Origin of the sequence: Parabacteroides sp. AM17-47, assembly GCF_003434625.1 — a bacterium.
Classification (GTDB): Bacteria; Bacteroidota; Bacteroidia; order Bacteroidales; family Tannerellaceae; genus Parabacteroides; species Parabacteroides distasonis.
This window is the reverse complement of record NZ_QTLI01000004.1, coordinates 13,254-34,192: the sequence shown is the minus strand read 5'-3', so window position 1 is coordinate 34,192 and position 20,939 is coordinate 13,254. Positions and strand designations below refer to the sequence as shown.

Annotated in this window: 18 protein-coding genes; 3 read left to right on the top strand and 15 right to left on the bottom strand. The window is 45.2% G+C overall.

The window, feature by feature from the left end; all coding sequences use genetic code 11:
* Positions 1-16: 16 nt before the first annotated feature.
* The 9 genes from DW205_RS03840 to tig form a co-directional block, all read right to left on the bottom strand.
* Positions 17-1,618, bottom strand: a complete 1,602-nt coding sequence (locus DW205_RS03840; protein ID WP_005867109.1) for an OstA-like protein — start codon at positions 1,616-1,618, stop codon at positions 17-19.
* On the bottom strand, positions 1,615-2,979 hold the full coding sequence (locus tag DW205_RS03835) for a peptidylprolyl isomerase (protein ID WP_008778716.1): 1,365 nt from the start codon (positions 2,977-2,979) through the stop codon (positions 1,615-1,617). Before DW205_RS03835 ends, DW205_RS03840 begins: the two co-directional genes overlap by 4 nt.
* A 25-nt stretch (positions 2,980-3,004) precedes the next feature.
* On the bottom strand, positions 3,005-3,859 hold the full coding sequence (locus DW205_RS03830; protein ID WP_005867108.1) for a hypothetical protein: 855 nt from the start codon (positions 3,857-3,859) through the stop codon (positions 3,005-3,007).
* 13 nt (positions 3,860-3,872) lie between these two features.
* Positions 3,873-5,459 (bottom strand): peptidylprolyl isomerase, encoded by a 1,587-nt coding sequence (locus DW205_RS03825; RefSeq protein WP_005867107.1) that lies wholly within the window; start codon positions 5,457-5,459, stop codon positions 3,873-3,875.
* A gap of 108 nt (positions 5,460-5,567) precedes the next feature.
* Complete coding sequence (gene guaB, locus DW205_RS03820) at positions 5,568-7,043, bottom strand: IMP dehydrogenase (protein ID WP_005853938.1); 1,476 nt, start codon at positions 7,041-7,043, stop codon at positions 5,568-5,570.
* Between the two features lie 214 nt (positions 7,044-7,257).
* Positions 7,258-9,438: a DNA helicase RecQ gene (gene recQ, locus DW205_RS03815; protein ID WP_005853936.1), complete on the bottom strand. Its 2,181-nt coding sequence runs from the start codon at positions 9,436-9,438 to the stop codon at positions 7,258-7,260.
* 32 nt (positions 9,439-9,470) lie between these two features.
* Positions 9,471-10,703 (bottom strand): ATP-dependent Clp protease ATP-binding subunit ClpX, encoded by a 1,233-nt coding sequence (clpX, locus tag DW205_RS03810; RefSeq protein ID WP_005867105.1) that lies wholly within the window; start codon positions 10,701-10,703, stop codon positions 9,471-9,473.
* Between the two features lie 21 nt (positions 10,704-10,724).
* Positions 10,725-11,387, bottom strand: a complete 663-nt coding sequence (gene clpP, locus DW205_RS03805; RefSeq protein WP_005853931.1) for an ATP-dependent Clp endopeptidase proteolytic subunit ClpP — start codon at positions 11,385-11,387, stop codon at positions 10,725-10,727.
* Between the two features lie 189 nt (positions 11,388-11,576).
* On the bottom strand, positions 11,577-12,929 hold the full coding sequence (gene tig, locus DW205_RS03800) for a trigger factor (protein WP_005853929.1): 1,353 nt from the start codon (positions 12,927-12,929) through the stop codon (positions 11,577-11,579).
* A gap of 143 nt (positions 12,930-13,072) precedes the next feature.
* Here tig and DW205_RS03795 point away from each other — a divergent pair, with 143 nt between their 5' ends.
* Positions 13,073-13,960, top strand: a complete 888-nt coding sequence (locus DW205_RS03795; protein ID WP_005867102.1) for a CPBP family intramembrane glutamic endopeptidase — start codon at positions 13,073-13,075, stop codon at positions 13,958-13,960.
* Here the strand turns inward: DW205_RS03795 and lptB are convergent.
* Both lptB and DW205_RS03785 read right to left on the bottom strand, forming a co-directional pair.
* The gene (lptB, locus tag DW205_RS03790; RefSeq protein WP_005853924.1) at positions 13,955-14,707 is read right to left on the bottom strand and encodes an LPS export ABC transporter ATP-binding protein; all 753 of its coding nucleotides are present in this window, start codon (positions 14,705-14,707) and stop codon (positions 13,955-13,957) included. The genes DW205_RS03795 and lptB overlap by 6 nt on opposite strands.
* A gap of 84 nt (positions 14,708-14,791) precedes the next feature.
* On the bottom strand, positions 14,792-15,907 hold the full coding sequence (locus tag DW205_RS03785) for a glycoside hydrolase family 43 protein (protein ID WP_005867100.1): 1,116 nt from the start codon (positions 15,905-15,907) through the stop codon (positions 14,792-14,794).
* Positions 15,908-16,082: 175 nt separating this feature from the next.
* On the opposite strand from DW205_RS03785, the gene DW205_RS03780 reads away from it, so the two are divergent.
* Entirely contained in the window at positions 16,083-16,829 is a 747-nt protein-coding gene (locus DW205_RS03780; protein ID WP_008773770.1) for an ABC transporter permease, read from the top strand.
* Between the two features lie 2 nt (positions 16,830-16,831).
* Positions 16,832-17,602, top strand: coding sequence for an ABC transporter ATP-binding protein (locus DW205_RS03775; RefSeq protein WP_005853918.1), 771 nt, complete (start codon positions 16,832-16,834; stop codon positions 17,600-17,602).
* Between the two features lie 114 nt (positions 17,603-17,716).
* On the opposite strand, the gene metK is transcribed toward DW205_RS03775, so the two are convergent.
* The 4 genes from metK to queA form a co-directional block, all read right to left on the bottom strand.
* Complete coding sequence (gene metK, locus DW205_RS03770; protein ID WP_005867099.1) at positions 17,717-19,003, bottom strand: methionine adenosyltransferase; 1,287 nt, start codon at positions 19,001-19,003, stop codon at positions 17,717-17,719.
* Between the two features lie 188 nt (positions 19,004-19,191).
* On the bottom strand, positions 19,192-19,386 hold the full coding sequence (locus DW205_RS03765) for a hypothetical protein (RefSeq protein ID WP_008778718.1): 195 nt from the start codon (positions 19,384-19,386) through the stop codon (positions 19,192-19,194).
* A gap of 30 nt (positions 19,387-19,416) precedes the next feature.
* The gene (gene folK, locus DW205_RS03760; protein ID WP_005867096.1) at positions 19,417-19,875 is read right to left on the bottom strand and encodes a 2-amino-4-hydroxy-6-hydroxymethyldihydropteridine diphosphokinase; all 459 of its coding nucleotides are present in this window, start codon (positions 19,873-19,875) and stop codon (positions 19,417-19,419) included.
* Positions 19,876-19,885: 10 nt separating this feature from the next.
* Positions 19,886-20,935, bottom strand: a complete 1,050-nt coding sequence (gene queA / locus DW205_RS03755) for a tRNA preQ1(34) S-adenosylmethionine ribosyltransferase-isomerase QueA (RefSeq protein WP_005853911.1) — start codon at positions 20,933-20,935, stop codon at positions 19,886-19,888.
* Between the last annotated feature and the right edge of the window lie 4 nt (positions 20,936-20,939).

The window sequence follows — 20,939 nt, the reverse complement described above, 5'->3', positions numbered from 1 at the left end:
AATTATGAATACGACGCTAATGTACGAATTTATTGCTTCTTTTCGGAGCATCTTGAGCTTTTCTTTTCACGACCTGATAAATATCATCCTTATCTTTCGGACGGATATAATCAAACCAATAAAAGTCTTTCAAGTATTTCTGGTCGGGCTTCAAATCAGGAATAGGGGTCATCGTACCTGTTGGAGTCGGCCAGATCTTCAGTTTATCCAACTTATTGTCTTTTAGCCAGATCGTAAGGAAACCGCTCTTGGTCTCGTTCATGCCGACCATCGAACCGTCCTTCTCCAATGGGAAGAAAATCGATTCGGCGTTGCCCGACACATCGATCTGATTCACGACCTGTCCCTCGAAATAAGCCTTCAAGTCATTTCCCTTTAATTGATTGAACGCAGTAGAATCGATTTGCTGTATCGCGAAAGCGAATTGCTTCACGTGAGCGAAATCGATCGAGCTATCATTCATAAATATCAAGATCGTATCCCCATAGATCTGATACTGTTCATTCCAAACGATAGGGTCCGTATACATATATAATATAGAGTCTCTTGTATTAAACTGCATCGAATCGCAAACACCTTGCATATCCGTCCGATAGAAACGGACGCCGTAATAAGCTTTCACCTCCCGATAAAGGGAATCCACCGTAGTCATCTTCAAGGTATCACCATGCAGAAACAATGTATCCCCTTGGCTGAATTCCAAGAAACGAGCGCTATCCGTAGCGAAAGCATACTCGGTCTTCTCATTGTAAAAGCCATATTGGCCTTCCAGCATGACATGCTGCGCCGTGTCTTGCAGACTCATATTACCGAACGCTTCCCCAAAACCCAGTTCCCGGTTATAGGCGATAGAGTCGCCCGTCAAGATACGGTCGCCGGAAACCACCTGAGAACGATCCAATAGCAAAGAGGTATTATTCACGGTATCGTACCAACCCCTAGAAGAATAGATCGTGCCGCTATCCGACACGATAATGGATGGTCCGAGGATCGTGGCGATCTTCGAGTCCGTATTATAATGCAAGGTATCGGAATACAACGTGAATTGCTCATTCTCCAGACGGACGCTATCATTGAAGATAGCCAATTTCGTACTAGGCGAATATTGCCCGTAAAAAGAAGAGAGCTGATTCAAGGAATCGACAATCAGACCTCCGTCGAAATAATATCCGATATCCGGGATTCGCTCATAGTTCAAGCTATCCGTAAACAAGGTAACCTGCCCATTCTCCATGCGGACATTCTCCCGCAAATAAGCGATCTGGGTATTTCCATCGTAAAACAGGTAATTTCCATACACGAACAAGGTATCCCCTTGTTCCATCCGGACATTACTAAACGCTTCCAAGGAATTGGTCTGCTCAAAGAAATATGCGCTATCGCAATACATATACGAACTATCATGGCGAAAACAAACATCACCATTCAGTACTTGAGCCTCGGCGTTCCTCTCCTTATCGAACGAAAGCGTATTCGCATGTTCCAAAAAGACCTTCGTCTTCTTGGGAGCGACACTATCTTTGGCGGCTACCACCGTGCTATCTTGCGTTTGCGCGAATACGCCAACCGATAAAGCACACGATAAGAGCGCTAGAAATAACCTGTTAATTAGTCTCATTCCTTAATCCAGCCCGGATATTTGAAATCACAATTCCTCCAACCGTCACTAATACGCACGTAGGTTGATTTTTGTTTCTTCGTGATCCAGTCGTTCAATAATTCCTCACGTTTCTTAGCCTCTACGATCGCTTTCAAAGCTTGGAAGTCATCGGCCAAATTCGCCTTATGTCCTTCCGTCCGAGCTTTCAGCTTAACAATAGCTACTACCTCTTTCTGCTTGTTCGTCAACATGGTAAAAGGCTTGGAGATCTCTCCGACTTTCATGCCATATACCACCTTACCGATTTCCTGCGGAAGTTCTTGCATCTCGAACTTAGGGGTTCCCATATTGCTGCTCTCGTAATCTTGGTTTACCATCAAACCCTTATTATTACGTGTATCCTTGTCATAAGAGACGAATGTAGCGGCTTCCTCAAACGTGAACTTATTCGCCTGCAAATCATTGTACAATGAATCCAGACGAGTGGTAGCATCCGCCAACTCCTTATCGGAAACCTTCGGTTTCAATAAGATATGGCGGCAGTTGATACGGTCTCCACGCTTCTCGATCAATTGGATGATATGGTAACCATACTCCGTCTGTACGATCTGGGAGACACGTTTCGGGTCTTTCAAGTTGAATGCGACGTTCGCGAACTCCGGCAACAGCTGTGTCTTGCTCATGAAACCCAGCTCACCACCTCGAGACGCCGAACCCGGATCTTCCGAGTACAAACGGGCCAACGTGGAGAATTCCATCTTGCCGGAATTAACTTGCTCCGTGAAATCACGTAAGCGGGCCTTGATAGCGTCTGTTTCCTCAAACGGAATCTTCGGTTCCAAGGTAACGATTTGCACCTCTACTGTCGTAGGGATGTTCGGCAGGCTATCCTGAGACAACTGGCTGAAATATTTACGCACCTCAGAAGGTGTCAGCTTGATCTCGCCGATCAATTGATGCTGCATCTGTTGCACTACCTGCTGCTCCCGCACCATCTCCTTACGCTCATCCTTGATCTGGGAAAATTTCTTACCGAAATATTCCTCCAATTTCTCGCGAGACCCGATTTGGTTCACAGCCATGTTCATCCATTGATCCACGCTCTGGATCACTTGGTTCTCGTTCACGGTAATACTATCGATCTTAGCTTGATTCAGATATAGTTTCTGTATCGCCATCTGCTCCGGGATCACGCAATACGGGTCGCCATCCAAACGGACCCCCTCGTTTTGATTATACAAACGCTGCGTCTCAATATCCGAACGTAAAATAGCGTCATCTCCTACCACCCACACAATTTCATCGATCACATTGTCTTGCGCCATTACAATGCAAGAACAACAGGCAAGAAAGAATACACTTAAAATCTTTTTCATCATGTCTACCCATTTATAAAATTAGAGATCACGGCTCGGAATGGAATTCCACGTCACCGCTCCGGATCGCATCGTTATATAACTCGTCTTCAAATTTTTTCAAGAATTCAACTTTTCGTTGGTTGACCAGCATTTCCGTGACGTGCGGACTGGCATAATCATATGGCTCCACACTGCCGGAAGGTAAATATTCCTTGATATTCAACAGATAACAATAACTGCTATCCGCCACCTCAACATACTTATTCGCCTTCAGAAACGCATTCGGATTCGACACATGGATCGGTATATTATCCATTACCTCATCGAAATCAACCCATTTGTCGTAAAAGTACTCATAAATCGTGGCATTTTGCACACTATATTTCTCAATTTTTTCTAAAGAGGCCACATCTGTGGATTTGTACCACTTTTTGACGTCGGTAAGTCCCGGGGCATCAACCGGGATTTTCAAGAATAATCCCTTGATCAAGCCTTTATCCAAGATAAACTTTTTCTGGTTTTCCTCGTAATAGTTTAATTTATCACTTTCCCGGATATCAGTTTTCAGCTTCTCCTCCACCAATCGTTCCTGATAACGGTAACGAACCAAGGAACGCCTGTACTCCTCTACCAATTTATCGACCTCCTCTTTCTCATCCCCCAAGTTACGCAAAGCCACATCGTACACCAATACATCCTTTACCCATTTCTTGGTAAAGCTCTCGGCCAGCAACAGACTATCAGCGGAGGAAATCCCCCGGGGTATTAGCTTATTCACCTCCGAACGATTTAGGGTACGTCCTTTCACGCTAACCAAGACATCCGTAGTATCAGCTGGCTGAGAACCTTTACAGGCACCCAACAACACAACGAACGCTAGGAACATGAAGACTATCCTCATATCTATCTTTATTTTATTTCTTTAGTTTCTTCAATAATTTCCAGTTGACAGTCACCGGATATTTTTTATTCAAATCCGCAATCCACTTCGCTTCCAACACCTTCTGCTGGGCGGAGGGTTTGCTCCAGATCTCCCGGTTACTGACCTCAAACAACAGAATCCCATCCCGGTACTCCTGCATCAAATGAGGGATCTCCGGATGTTTTGTCTCCAGATTCTTACGCTCGGCGGTCGTTACGATATCGCGGATAAACAAATCATAGACCTCTTGCATAAAATCACCCGCATACGTTTTTGTCGAGAACGGGCAACGTTGGATATAATAAGCGAACTCCGCTTGCGGGAAATCCTTTCCATCCAATTGCATAAGCGTCTTGTTCATATCCTTCGCTTTCTCATAAAACGCCTCGTCCGTGGGGAAACAATCATTACATAATGCTTGCAGCTCCGCATAGGCTTCCGGATAGAAAACGTATCCGTATTCTTTTTTCATACGATCGTCGAAAGCTTTATATAACTCGAAGTTACGTTCACCCTGCCCCATACGTCTCGACAAGGCTTTTTCCTCTTCCTCAAACGAAGGGCGTCCCTTCTTATCGATCAACTTAATGATATGGTAACCAAAACGAGTTTCCACCACCCCGGATAAATCACCCGGCTTGCTCAACGCAAAAGCGGCTTGCTCAAAAGGCTGGACCATCTCGCCGATCCCGAACCAAGGTAATACCCCCCCTTTTTTAGCGGAAGCCGCATCCCCCGAATACTCTTTCGCCAACTCACCGAAATCCGCACCCTCTTGTACTTGCTTATAGATAGCTTGCGCTTTTGCCAGAAAAGCCGATGAGTCCTGAATAGCGGAATCTTTCGGGAAGGCGATCAAGATATGAGCGACATGTACCCGCCCCGGATTGGGTTTACGACTATGGACTTTTATCAAATGAAATCCTAATTTCGTGCGAACCGGTTCAGACACCACGCCAATCGGCAAGGAATAGGCGGCATCCTCAAACACTTTTAGGGATTGCATCGGGAGCAAGCAACGTACATATTCGCAAGCGACATGCTCCTTATCCTTCTCGGCCAAAGCTTTTCCGACTGTTTCCATATCCTCTCCTTTCTGGAGACGTTCGTATACTCGCATGGCTTCTTGATATACAGCTACCGTATCTTTGGAGACCGTCTTCTCCGGCAAACGGAATAAGATGTAGGTCAACTCTACCGAGTGATCTCCCCGGTCATATACCGCACGAGCAGCCGCTTTCTCACCCTCCTTATCCGACATATAGCTATCGATCAACTGAGCCCGGTATCCATCTAGCTCACTTTTGAATGAGGATGTCTGGTCGATCCCTAAAGATTCCGCCTCCGCTACTTTTAGCTTAAAATTTTTAAATAGCTCGACATAGCTTTTGACGGACTTTGTACTCGATAAATCTACCTCTCCATTCTTCTCCGCGATAAAAATAAATTCAGATAAAGGCACTTGTTTTCCAGCGACCGTCATAACGACCGAATCGGATGCGATTTGAGCGTTAACTGTCACACAAGCGAATACCCCTAATGAAATAAGTAACTTTTTCATCAAAAATTCTTTTACCATAGCACGAATATACATTACAAAAATAACACTAATCTAACGGAGAGCCGACAAGAAAAGTATGCTATCCCATTAAATTAGTGTTTTTTATAAAACGTAAAACTTGTATTACTATTCACCGCGGCTATAATTCGGAGCCTCTTGCGTAATCGCTACGTCATGCGGATGGCTCTCTTGCACACCAGCGTTGGTGATTCGAGTAAAACGAGCTTTATGCAACTCCTCGATATTATGAGCCCCGCAATAACCCATTCCCGCACGTAAACCACCTACCATTTGGTAAATGACCTCATACAAAGAACCCTTAAACGGAACACGGGCAGCGATTCCCTCCGGAACCAGCTTCTTCACGTCATCCTCCACATCTTGGAAATACCGATCCTTGGACCCCTTTTGCATAGCTTCCAACGACCCCATTCCACGGTAAGACTTAAACTTTCGACCATTGAAGATAATCGTATCGCCCGGCGACTCCTCTACACCCGCCAACAGAGATCCCATCATCACGGAAGATCCACCAGCGGCGATCGCCTTCACGATATCACCGGAGTAACGCAAGCCACCGTCGGCGATCAAAGGCACACCAGTTCCTTCCAACGCCTTCGCCACATCGTAAATAGCCGACAACTGGGGAACACCCACACCAGCGATCACACGAGTTGTACAAATCGAACCCGGACCGATACCTACCTTCACGGCGTCCGCCCCGGCTTCCACTAAATATTTAGCAGCCTCGCCCGTAGCGATATTACCGACCACACAATCAATATGCGGATATTGCGCCTTAATCTGTTTCAAGACATCCACCACACCTTTTGAGTGACCATGTGCCGTGTCGATCACCAAAGCATCCACCCCGGCATCCACCAAAGCGGCTACACGCTCGAAGGTATTGAACGTAACGCCTACACCGGCAGCTACACGCAAACGACCTTTCGAATCCTTGCAAGCCTTCGGTTTATCTTTCGCTTTCGTTATATCTTTATAGGTAATCAAGCCGATCAACTTATTATGGCTATCGACCACCGGTAACTTCTCGATCTTATGTTCCTGAAGGATCTGAGCGGCGGCCTCCATATCCGTAGATTGTCCGGTTACGACCAAATTCTCTTTCGTCATCACCTCATCGATAGAGCGGTTCATATCCTTTTCGAAACGCAAGTCACGGTTCGTCACGATACCAACCAAATACCCGCCTTCATCCACCACGGGAATACCGCCAATCTTATATTCAGCCATCATTGCCAAGGCATCCGCCACACGTTTGCCCTTCGTGATAGTCACCGGATCATAGATCATTCCATTCTCCGCACGTTTAACGGTCTGGACCTGCTTTGCCTGCTCGGCGATCGTCATGTTTTTATGAATCACACCAATACCTCCCTCACGGGCGATAGCGATAGCCAACTTGGCCTCGGTAACCGTATCCATAGCGGCCGACACCATCGGTATATTCAATGTGATATTACGTGAAAACTTTGTCGTGAGATCGACATTACGAGGAAGAACTTCCGAATAAGCTGGGATTAACAATACATCGTCAAACGTTAACCCATCCATAACTACCCTGTCTGCAATAAATGACATAGAACTTATGCTTTAAAAATTATTGCGTGCAAATATACGACTTTTCACGCAATAAATCGATACGGGAGAAATTAAAAATTCGATTCGGAAGAAAATAAACTTTCATCCGAACGAAAACAAAATTCCTTCCGAAGGAAAAATAAATCTCTTTCGGAAGGAACAATAAGCTTCTTTATTTGTTTTTTCTTTAGAGTGGAACCGGGCCACCCTTCCATTAGTTTGCCATTTCAGACAAGAACTTGATACGGACCAAGCGAATCTCCTCTTCCGTATAGTCACCGCCTAATTCCTCGATGGCGTCTTCCAGACCGTCGGTCTCCGAATCCTTGAAATACTCGTAAATATCCTCGATATGATCCTCATCCATCACATCATTCAAGAAATAATCGATATTGATACGTGTACCGGAATATACGATCGCCTCGATCTCATCCAAAAGCTCGGTGAACTCAAGTCCGTTAGTCAACGCGATCTCGTCCAGCGCCACCTTACGGTCGATCCGCTGAATGATTGAGACCTTCAACTTGGACTTATTAGCGACCGTACGTACGCGCAAATCCTCCGGACGCTCAATCTCGTTCTCCTCTACATGTTTCTTGATCAACTCAATGAACTCCTTGCCATAACGTTTCGCCTTGCCAGCGCCCACTCCCGGGATATTCTGCAACTCGTCCAACGTGATCGGATAAGTAGTAGCCATAGCCTCCAAAGAGGGATCTTGGAAAATCACGAAAGGCGGAACTTCCAACCGCTTGGATAATTTCTTACGCAAATCCTTCATCATGGAATAAAGAACCGGATCTACCGCACAAGAGGCGCCCCCACGAACCGGAACTTCCTCTTCCTCTTCCTCGAATTCATTGTCCTCGGTAATCTTGAACGATACCGGCTTCTTCATGAACTCCTTACCTTTTTCCGTGATTTTCAGCAAACCATAATTCTCAATATCCTTCGCTAAATAGCCAGCGATTAAAGCCTGACGAATAACGGCGTTCCAAGTTTTATCATCCTCGTCCTGTCCGGAACCGAAGACCTCTAATTCATTGTGCTTGTAATTTTGGATTTCGGAGGTTTCGTTACCTACCAAAATATTTACGATATAATCTGCCTTAAACTTTTCTTTCAACGTACTGATAACCTCCAGTACCGCACTTAACAATTCCTTCGCTTCCACCTGCTTCTTTGGGTTCAAACAATTATCACAATTACCACAATTATCTTCCAGGTATTCCTCACCGAAATAATGCAATAGCACTTTTCTCCGGCAGACGGAAGTCTCGGCATAGGCCGCAGTCTCTAAAAGCAACTGTTTGCCGATTTCCTGTTCGGCCACGGGCTTTCCTTGCATGAATTTCTCCAATTTTTGCAAGTCCTTATAAGCATAGAAAGCGATACATTGGCCTTCTCCGCCATCCCTACCGGCACGACCGGTTTCCTGGTAATAACCTTCTAGGCTCTTCGGGATATCGTAATGAATCACATAACGGACATCCGGCTTGTCGATACCCATACCGAAAGCGATCGTAGCCACGATCACATCCGCCTGTTCCATCAGGAAGGCATCCTGATTGGCGGAACGTACTTGCGAATCCATTCCCGCATGGTAAGGCAACGCCTTTATCCCGTTGGCTTTCAAGATGTCGGCAAATTCCTCCACCTTTTTACGGCTCAAACAATATACGATACCCGATTTACCCTCGTTGGCTTTAATATACTTAATGATCTCGCGGTCTATATTCGTTCCTTTCGGACGAACCTCATAATACAAATTAGAGCGGTTGAAGGATGATTTAAAGACTGTAGCGTCTATCATACCCAGATTCTTCTGGATATCGTGCTGCACCTTAGGTGTGGCGGTAGCGGTCAGAGCGATTAACGGACGTTTACCGATCTCATTGATAATCGGACGGATTCTTCGATATTCCGGACGGAAATCATGTCCCCATTCCGAGATACAATGCGCCTCGTCCACCGCATAGAAAGAGATCTTTACCTGACGCAGAAAATCCACGTTCTCTTCCTTGGTCAAGGACTCCGGTGCTACATACAGCAACTTGGTACGTCCTGATAATATATCCGATTTCACCTGGTCGATAGCCGACTTATTCAAAGAGGAATTGATAAAATGGGCGACCCCATCTTCCTCACTGAAATTCCGCATCGCGTCCACCTGATTCTTCATCAAAGCGATCAACGGAGATATCACGATCGCGGTTCCTTCCATTAGTATGGATGGTAATTGATAACAAAGGGATTTACCTCCCCCCGTCGGCATTAATACAAAAGTATCCTTCCCGGCCAGCACGTTCTCAATAATAGCCTTCTGGTTCCCCTTAAAGGTACCGAAGCCAAAGTGCCGATTTAGCTCTTCTGTTAAATGATCCTTCTTTGCCATACTTCGTATTATTTATAGTAAACCGCCTACGTTTACGCGACCTGTAAACGGTTCACGTCCGATTTTTCAAATTTCTCTTTCGCATACTCCAACGTTACATGGAGTTCCTTTACTTTTTGAGATGGCATACTGTACATAGCGTCCATCATCACGGCCTCTACGATTGAACGTAACCCACGGGCACCCAGCTTAAACTCAAGCGCCTTATCCACGATAAACTCATAGACTTTCTCATCGAACGTCAGCTTAATGCCATCCATCTCGAACAATTTGACATATTGCTTGATAATGGAGTTCTTCGGCTCGGTCAAGATGTTACGAAGCGTATCACGATCCAGCGGATTCAGATACGTGAGGATAGGTAAACGACCGATAATCTCCGGGATCAAGCCAAACGACTTCAAATCAGTCGGGGTGATGTATTTCAGTAAATTATTCCGGTCTACGGTAGCCGTACCCAAACTAGCCGAATAACCGACCACACGGGTATTTAAGCGTTGAGCGATCTTCTTTTCGATTCCATCGAAAGCACCACCGCAAACGAACAGGATATTCTTCGTATCCACCGCGATCATCTTTTGCTCCGGATGCTTACGTCCCCCCTGAGGAGGCACATTCACGATCGATCCTTCTAGAAGTTTCAGCAAACCTTGCTGTACACCCTCACCGCTGACATCCCGAGTGATAGACGGATTATCGCTCTTACGTGCGATCTTATCGATCTCATCGATGAAGACAATACCCCGTTGGGCCGCCTCCACATCATAATCCGCCGCTTGCAATAGCCGGGTCAAGATACTCTCGATATCCTCCCCCACGTAACCTGCCTCGGTAAGTACCGTAGCGTCCACGATAGCGAACGGGACATGCAATAACTTAGCGATCGTACGGGCTAACAAAGTCTTGCCCGTACCGGTAGCGCCCACCATGATAATATTAGATTTCTCAATCTCTACATCATCGGCGGTAACCTTTTGAAGTAAACGCTTGTAATGGTTGTACACCGATACCGACAGATAACGCTTCGCGTCATCCTGCCCGATCACGTACTGATCCAAGAAAGTCTTGATATCTTCCGGTTTAGGCAGATCTTTCTGCTTCAAACCAAAAGAAGTTTTCTTACCTCCTGTCTGCTCCTTTACGATCTCATACGCCTGCCGGGCACAATCATCGCAAATACAACCAGAGATCCCATTGATAAGCAAATTAACATCACGGCTACTCCTGCCGCAAAACGTACATGTATCGCCTGTTGTTTTGGCCATAGTTTCTTATTGTTGTTTTTGTTATTTACGTGTTAAAACATCGTCGATCATGCCATACTTTTTCGCTTCCTCCGCAGTCATCCAGAAATCACGGTCGCCATCGCGCTCGATCTCCTCATAGGGTCTACCTGAATGATCCGAGATTATGGTGTACAGTTCTTTCTTAACCTTCAAGATCTCGCGAGCGGTAATCTCGATGTCTGAGGCCTGTCCTTGTACGCCGCCAAGCGGTTGATGGATCATTACACGGGAGTGCTTCAAGCCGAAACGTTTTCCCTTGGTTCCCGCCACCAATAAGACAGACGCCATAGAGGCGGCCATACCCGTACAAATCGTAGATACGTCGCTGGAAATAAACTGCATCGTGTCGTAAATGCCGTAGCCCGCATATACAGAGCCACCCGGCGAATTGATATAAATAGAGATGTCCTTTCCGGGATCACTGGAATCCAGATACAACAACTGCGCTTGAATCACGTTAGCGGTATAATCATCCACTTGCGTGCCCAAGAAAATAATACGGTCCATCATCAACCGAGAGAAGACATCCATTTGAGCGACATTCAGCTGTCGTTCCTCTATAATTGTCGGGGAGATATAGCTACTGGAGATGTTCATATAACTATCCAGAGCCGTACCACTCATACCTAAATGCTTTGTAGCATACTTTCTAAAATCTTCCATATTTTCTCCTATCTTTTATTTACCGAGAAGACGTAAAAAGGGATTTCCCTCTGTGACTTAACGGAAAAACAAAGTTATAAATAAATTTCTGAAAGAAACAATTTATTTCGCTATCCGCTAAGATATTTTTAGAGAGAAATCCCTTTTTTGATATAAAACAACCTCCTAAGAGGCCGAGTAAAGATCTTTTTATTCAAAAAGTTTGTTGAACTCGTCAGCGGTTACCTCCTTAACATCAAGTTCCACTTGCTCTTTCAACCAAGCAGCCAATTTCTCCTCAACCGCACGGTCGATGATGTTCTGAAGTGTTTGCTTATTTTTCAACATGTCTTTAGCGTAGTTGTCAAGTACATCTTCCGGTACAGACAACATGCCGTATTGAGCGAACTGAGCCTTAGCCACACGTTTAGCGAAGTTCTCGATGTCAGCGTCCTCAACCTTCAAGCCGTTCTTCTTAACCAAGTTCTCCTTGATCAACTGATATTTCAAATCCTGAAGGATCTGAGGGAAGTCCTCGTCGATCTTCTCTTTCGTATTCTTCTCGTTAGCGGCAAGCAACCAGCGTTTCAATAAATCGTCAGCGAAATTCAACTCGCCAGCTCTCTCAACCAACATATCACGAGTGTCTGTCAAGAACTTGAAGTCACTCTGAGGAGCGAATTGCTCAGCCAAAGCTTCCTTGATCTTGTTCTTGAACTCTTCCTCGCTAGTAACCACGTTCTCGCCAAATACCTTGTCGAACAACTCTTGGTTCATCTCAGCATCTTTATGACGGGTGATCTCCTTGATCTCGAAGCTGAAGTCGCCTGTAGTCTCAGCCACTTTCTCCTTATCGATCTTCAAGAAAGAAGCGATCTCTGCCTCAGCACCCTCATAAGCCTTATTCGGGTTGAATACCACTACGGCATTTACTTTAGCACCGATAAACTTAGCTTTTTCTTCCTCATCCTTGATATACATAGGCATCAAGACAGCGTCCTCCACAACGATACCACCTTCTTTCGGGGCACCATTCTCAAGCTCGGCTACCGTACCTTTTACCATATCTTTTTCCTCAACCTCGTCTACCTTGTCGTAAGAACCGAAGTTTGAGCGATAAGCGTTTACTTGGTTATTTAGCATTTCTTCATCGATAGCGACTTGATAGAACGGAAGTTTATCGTTCTTGCTCAACTCGATATTGATCTCCGGAGCCAAAGCCACGTCAAAACAGAATTCGAAATCCTCTTCCTTATCGAAATCCAACGGCTTTTGCTCTGTCTCGTTAGGCATCGGCTCGCCTAAGATATGCAAATCGTTCTCACGGATATACTTGAACAGATTCTCAGAAACTAATTTGTTTATCTCCTCTACCAGCACGTGCTTTCCGTACATTTTTTTAACCATGCCCATAGGAACCATGCCCTTACGGAAACCCGGTACATTGGCTTTCTGACGAAGGCTACGCAGGCTCTTGTCTACCTGATCAGCATAGTCAGCTTTCACTATTTCTAATTTCACGATACCGCTTACGGCATCATTGTTTTTAAGCGAAACGTTCATTCTGAATGATTTATTTAATTAATAGTCGTATCGAATTTTAGGTCGCAAAATTAGACTTATTCTTTTAATCGTGCAAATTTTGATCTGTTTTTATTCTTTTGTTTATATTTGGCGGCAATTATTTACCCTTTGAATGAATCATTATGAGAATAAAAGGAATATATGCTACCCGTCCGGCGGTAATCCAACTTTTGATCCTCCTGCTATTCTTATTGGCTGGAGCCGTTTTATCATCTATTATATCCACGGGCTTATTACTCGCGACCCACGGTTTACAGGCTGATATAACCCAAGACGCTAATTTAATGAGGCTCATTCAGTTCATCTCGGCGATCTGTACCTTTTTGCTACCATCTATCGCCATGGCTTGGACATGTAGTGACAATCCCCGCCATTATCTATCAGTCAAGAAAATCACAGACGGCAGGATCTGGATTCTCACCTTAGTTTGCATGTTCTTATTTTCTCCGGTTATCAATTTGCTAGGATTGCTCAACAAGCAGATGGAGTTACCCGCGTTTATGGCTCCTATCGAGGAATGGATGCGGGCGCAAGAAACCCTCGCCGAACAACTGACGACGATCCTGTTATCCAGCGATAGCGTTTGGGTAATCCTGGCCAACCTTATCGTTATCGCCGTTACGGCCGGGATAACCGAGGAGTTCCTGTTCAGAGGAGCCTTGCAACGAGTGATCGGGAAATGGACCTCCAACCCTCATACGATCATATGGGTCGCCGCCATACTATTTAGCGCCTTCCATTTACAATTTTACGGATTCTTGCCCCGGATGATACTCGGAGCCTATTTCGGCTATCTACTCTATTGGAGCAAAAGCATCTGGATACCGGTGTTCGCCCACTTTGTCAATAATGCTTTCGCCGTAATAGGGATGTCGGACAGTCGTCTCAAGGATAACGAGTTTATCACAGGCAATATTCCCGCCGAGCATCTTTTGGACTTTTGTCTTATCGCCGCCTTATCTTTCCTGCTGTTCATACTGGTAAACAGGCGATTGAAACGGCTGCTATAAGTCTTTCTTACGCAGCACGAAGTCTTTTCCCAAATATTTCTCGCGCACGATCTCGTTCTCGGCTAGTTGTTCGGCGGTTCCTTGGAAAAGGACTTTTCCCTCGAACAAAAGATAGGCCCGGTCACAAATACTCAATGTCTCGTATACATTGTGGTCGGTAATCAAGATTCCGATATTCTTATGTTTCAAGCGAGCCACGATTGTCTGGATATCTTGTACGGCGATCGGGTCTACACCGGCGAAAGGCTCATCCAACATAATGAACTTCGGATCGATCGCCAGACAGCGGGCAATTTCCGCACGACGCCGCTCTCCACCCGAAAGCTGGTCTCCCAAGTTTTTACGAACCTTATTCAAACCGAACTCTGAAATCAAACTTTCCAGTTTCTCTTTTTGGTACTCAACGCTACGTCCCGTCATCTCCAAGACCGAGCGGATATTATCTTCCACCGTCATTTTCCGGAAAATCGAAGCCTCTTGCGCCAGATAGCCAATGCCGTTGCGAGCCCGCTTATAGACCGGGAATTTCGTAATCTCCATGTCATTCAAGAAGATCTTACCCTCGTTAGGAGTGACCAAACCTACTGTCATATAAAAGGTGGTCGTCTTTCCCGCTCCGTTCGGACCAAGCAAACCAACGATCTCCCCTTGTTTCACGTTAATCGATACATGATTCACGACCGTACGAGTCCTATATTTCTTTACCAAGTCCTCCGTACGGAGCACCATTCGTTGTTCGTCTGACATAAGCTACTTAAAAATTTAACGCGAATGTACGTGATAATCCGCAGATCTACATCACATACATTCGCAAAAAAGCGATAAGAGAATTTAATAACTCCACTCAGATTGCCACTCGATCACGGGTTGCTCCCCCTCGAATCGGATAGGAAGCCAGATATAACGTCCGTCTATAGCGTTCTCCGGAGTCCAACGATCTCCCATATAAATAAAGCGATCCGCATGGCCGGGTACAGGCAATACGTACGTGCTCTGAGAATAAAACGACACCTCCGAGTTCTCTCCCCTAAACGGATTTTCCAATTCCTTCCAAGGTCCCCAAATCGAGGAAGCGACGGCCGATCGTCCCGCATTCGGAGCCCAGCCCGTACAGCCGGACATAATCAAATAATATTTCCCCTTCTGTTTGAACAAGGCTGGAGCTTCCATGAAACGCCCCGGGAAGAAACGGGCGTACTTACCGGAATAACTCGTATAATCATCGGTCAGCTGCGATATATGCAAGGTACTATTCTCTTCCGAGGAATAAATATGATAAGCGATGCCATCGTCATCCACGAAAAGGTTCATATCCCTAGCCATTTGTCCGGAGATCTGGTCACGCCCCAATAAATTCAAGCTATCCGGATGGGCTGGTAACTCTCCACCGCTAAAACGTAGATCTGCGGAAAGCGTACAAGGTTGCTTATGTAGTTCCTGTACATTAACCGGCCAAAAACCGGCATTCGGACGGAAAGCGTTTACGAACGAGTAAGGCCCCACCACGTTTTTACTGACAGCCACTCCACTCAATGCTCCCGAATAGCCAGCACCTCTCGGCTCTAAATGAAACCACATTACATATTGATCATTCTTTTTATTATAAATCACTTTCGGACGCTCCAACACGCATCCCTTAGCAATATGGCTCGTCGTATCATCCAGCACGACCGATAAGGCGATTCCCTCGTCTTTCCAATTATATAAATCTTTCGACGAATAGCAATGAACGCCTACTTGAGCCAGATTTCCAGCCGAGCCCTCCGTTTTATGCTCACCAAACCAATAATAAGTATCCCCGATCCGTAGAATACCGCCACCATGAGCGTTTATATGTACCCCTTTATCATCCAGCCAAACTTCCCCCGGCTTAAAAGAAAGATCCTTCCGCTGGCAAGCCACACATAAACACAGCAAGCCGATCACTCCTAAAAGAATTCGCTTCATAAAAGTATTTTTTAGTATTTAAGAAAGCAAACATAGTTAAAAAAGAGGGATGTGGCAAACTTTAATACCATAGGATTTACAAATAAAACCAATCTTGTTTCTAAGATGTTATATGGTTATTAGTGGATTTTACGCTATCTTTGCAAATTGAAATCAGAAATTTATCAAGATAAAAATGAATAAAGCATTACACAGAATGGGTGAGTATACCCTACTGATGATGAAGAGTATAACACTTCCAGACCGGTGGAGTATGTTCTTTAAGCAATTGATCAAAGAGATATACAAGCTAGGCGTGGATTCTCTTTGGATTGTCATAATCATCTCGGTCTTTATCGGTACGGTTATCGCCATCCAGATCTCCTTGAATATCAGTTCCCCCTTGATTCCTAAGTTTACGATCGGCTATACCACCCGTGAGATTATCTTGCTGGAATTCTCTTCCTCTATCATGGCACTAATCCTAGCGGGTAAAGTAGGCAGTAATATCGCCTCCGAGATCGGAACCATGCGAGTCACCGAGCAGATAGACGCCATGGAAATCATGGGTGTTAATTCCGCCAACTTCCTGATCCTTCCGAAAATGCTCGGTTTGATGATCTTTATTCCGGTATTGGTTATCTTCAGTATGTTCACCGGTATCATGGGCGGCATATTCGCCAGTTACTCAACGAGTACGGGAATGACTCCTTCCTCGTTCGAGTACGGTTTACAATTCTACTTCAACGAGTTTTACATTTGGTATTCTATTATCAAATCCGTAGTATATGCGTTCATCATCTCATCCATCGCCGCCTATTTTGGCTATAACGTAAAGGGAGGCGCCCTAGAGGTAGGTAAGGCAAGTACGAATGCCGTGGTCATGAGCAGTATCATGATTTTACTTGCCGACGTAATATTAACCCATTTAATGCTTACTTAAAAATGATCGAAGTTAAGAATATAACGAAGTCTTTCGATGGACGTGTCGTCTTGAAAGATATAAGTACGACGTTCGAGGATGGTAAGACGAATCTGATCATCGGACGAAGCGGTTCGGGTAAAACGGTAATGATCAAGAATATCATCGGGTTAATGAAACCTGATACCGGACAGATATTATACGACGGCAGAGACTTGATCACGATGAACAAGCATGAGTTAAATATGCTGCGTCGGGAAATGGGTATGTTGTTCCAAGGTTCCGCTTTATTCGACAGCATGACGGTAATGGAAAACGTAATGTTTCCTTTAGATATGTTCTCTAAAGACTCAACGAAAGAGCGCAGGAAACGTGCGGAATTCTGTTTGGAACGTGTAAACCTGTCCGAGGCCGGACATCTATATCCTTCCGAGATCAGTGGAGGTATGATGAAACGTGCCGCCATCGCAAGAGCGATCTCCCTAAATCCTAAATACCTGTTCTGCGATGAGCCGAACTCCGGACTAGACCCCAAGACTTCTCTATTGATCGATGATTTGATTCACGACATTACGGTGGAGTACAATATGACGACCGTTATCAATACCCACGACATGAACTCCGTGATGAATATTGGTGATAATATCATCTTTATTAAGGAAGGCGTGAAGGAATGGCAAGGAACAAAAGAGCAGGTAATCACCTCTAATAACCAAGCGTTGAACGATTTCATCTTTGCGTCCGACCTGTTCAGGAAAGTAAAAGAAGTAGAAATGCTCCAAGAGGAAGGGTAAGTTAACATACTTGGCAAAGTATCTTAACTTCATCGGCTAAGTATCTTAACTTAAATGGCAAAGTATCTTAACATACTTCGCCATTTAAGCCAGCTTACTTTTTCCACTTATTTTTTATAGACCAAACACGTCCTTGATCTTATCTGCATAATCCAATTTCTCCCATGTGAATAACTCCACATCACAAGTAACCGGCTTCTGCAAATAACGGGAAGAGAATGTCTTCGTCACCGTCTGGGGTTTGCGTCCCATATGACCATAAGAAGCGGTCTCGAAATAAATCGGGTTACGCAATTTCAAACGCTCCTCGATCGCTTTCGGACGCATATCGAAGATATCCCAGATCTTAGCGGCGATCTCTCCGTCTGTCATATTCACCTTCGCACGGCCAAAAGTATTCACGAAAATATTCATCGGTTTAGCCACACCGATCGCATAAGACACCTGTACCAGCATCTCATCCGCCACACCGGCGGCAACCATATTCTTAGCGATATGACGAGCGGCATAAGCAGCCGAACGGTCTACCTTAGAAGGGTCCTTTCCAGAGAAAGCACCACCGCCATGAGCACCTTTGCCACCGTATGTATCCACGATGATCTTACGGCCGGTCAAACCGGTATCACCGTGAGGACCACCGATCACGAACTTACCGGTCGGGTTCACATGATAAATGATATTATCATTAAACAAAGCCTGTACATGAGCCGGATATTGAGCCTTCACACGAGGTATCAATATCTTCTTCACGTCTAAGGCGATCCTCTTTTGCATAGCCTCATCCGCTTCCTTCTGTGAAATACCTTTCGGACCGATAAACTCATCATGCTGCGTGGATACCACAATCGTATCGATACGCAATGGCTTACCGTTATCATCGTATTCAATCGTAACCTGACTCTTAGCGTCCGGACGTAAATAAGGCATCAAATCCGGTTCTTCCTTACGGATCTTCGCCAATTCCCATAATAAACTATGAGATAAGTCCAACGCCAAAGGCATGTAATTCTCAGTCTCATTAGTAGCATAACCGAACATCATACCTTGGTCGCCGGCACCCTGCTCATAGGGATCCGCACGCTCTACGCCACGGTTGATGTCGCCACTCTGCTCATGGATAGAAGAGAACACACCACATGACTTCGCTTCAAACTGGTACTCGCTTTTCGTGTAACCAATCTTCTCGATCACGCCACGTGCCACTTCCTGCACATCCACATACGCACTCGATTTAACTTCTCCAGCCAAGACAACCTGTCCGGTTGTAACAAGGGTTTCGCAAGCAACTTTCGAATTCTTGTCATACGCCAAGAACTCATCCAGCAAAGCATCCGATATTTGATCGGCTACTTTATCGGGGTGCCCTTCAGACACCGATTCGGAGGTGAATAAATAACTCATCGTTTTAAATTGAAAAGATTACTAATCTACAACTGAATTGAACTTGGAAGGATTTTTCTGCCGGACGGCAACGAAAAGGATATGTTTTTAGCATTTTTTCCCGTGGTTGCAAGCAATACAAATCTATCCACGTCAATTCATTCGCAAAGATACGCAATAATTGAGAATTGAAAGTTGAAAATTGAAAATTATTTCTTCTTTTTGGAATTACGTAAGGCTTTTTTATATTTAAAACCGGCCTTCCATTTCGCTGAATCAGAGCCATGTGTCCCTTTCAAGAAATCAGAGAACTTGATTTTCTTACCATTCGAATCTTCCGCTTCGCCTTTCGCTTTCTTGAAGACGATCCCTTGCGTCATCGCTTTATTAATTTCTTTATTCATAACTCAAATCTCGTAGTTCATAATTAAAACTTATAATTCGGATAAAAGTTCACGCATCGTCTTGCCAAACACAGGATGTTTCACCGACGGAGCTACTTCTGCCAACGGTTCCATTACAAACGACCGTTTGTGCATCAGAGGGTGCGGTAGCGTCAGCCGCTCCGTATGCAGGATTTGCTCATCCACCATTAACAGATCGATATCGATGATACGGTCATGATACGCACCGTCACTTTTTTCGATACGTCCCATCTCGATCTCGATCAAACGGGTAGCGTCTAATAATTCCATAGGGGAAAGTTCCGTCGTCATAACGATCACGGCGTTCAAGAAAGTGTTGTCCGATTCAAATCCCCAAGGCTCCGTCTCATACATATCAGAAAGGGCAAGAACATCTCCCACCCTTTCAGCCAACAGCGCCGCCGCTGTCACCAAATTTCCTCGTTTATTACCTACGTTCGTACCTAATCCAAGGTAAGCTGTCGCCATAGAAACCGGATTAAAGGATTAGCATAGCGTCGCCGTAAGCACCGAAACGATATTTCTCTTTCAAAGCGATATCGTAAGCGTCCATGATCAACTCATAACCACCGAAAGAAGCTGTCATCATCAATAATGTAGACAACGGCATGTGGAAATTTGTCACCATGCTGGTAGCCACGCTGAAATCATACGGAGGGAAGATAAACTTATTCGTCCAGCCCTCGAACTCTTTCAGATGACCATCCGTACTTACGGCCGTCTCGATCGCACGCATCACGGAAGTTCCGACCGCACAAACCTTGTGCCCCTCATCCTTTCCCTTGTTCACGATATCCACTACATCGGCATTTACGACCATTTGCTCAGAATCCATCTTATGCTTTGTCAAATCTTCCACGTCGATCTCACGGAAATTACCCAAGCCCGAATGCAATGTCAAGAAAGCGAACTGGCAATCCTTGATCTCCAAGCGTTTCATCAACTCACGGCTAAAATGCAATCCCGCAGCAGGAGCCACAACCGCACCTTCTTCCGCAGCAAAAATATTCTGATAACGATCCTCGTCTTCCGGTTCCACCTCACGTTCGATATACTTAGGCAGCGGAGTCTCGCCCAAGGCATACAAAGCCTTCTTAAACTCGTCGTGGTTCCCGTCATATAAGAAACGGAGCGTACGACCACGCGAAGTCGTATTATCAATTACCTCCGCGACCATGGAATCATCCTCGCCAAAGTATAACTTATTACCGATACGGATCTTACGAGCCGGATCCACCAATACGTCCCACAAACGTAAGTCCTCGTTCAGCTCGCGCAACAAGAACACCTCGATACGCGCCCCTGTTTTCTCCTTGTTACCGTACAAGCGAGCGGGGAACACTTTCGTGTTATTAAAGATAAACACGTCACCTTTTCCATAATAGTCTAGAATATCCTTGAATTCGCGATGCTCGATCTCACCTGTATCACGATGAACGACCATCAACCTCGACTCATCTCTGTTCTTCGCCGGATGTAAAGCGATTAATTCCGACGGTAAGTTAAATTTGAATTTCGAAAGCTTCATAATG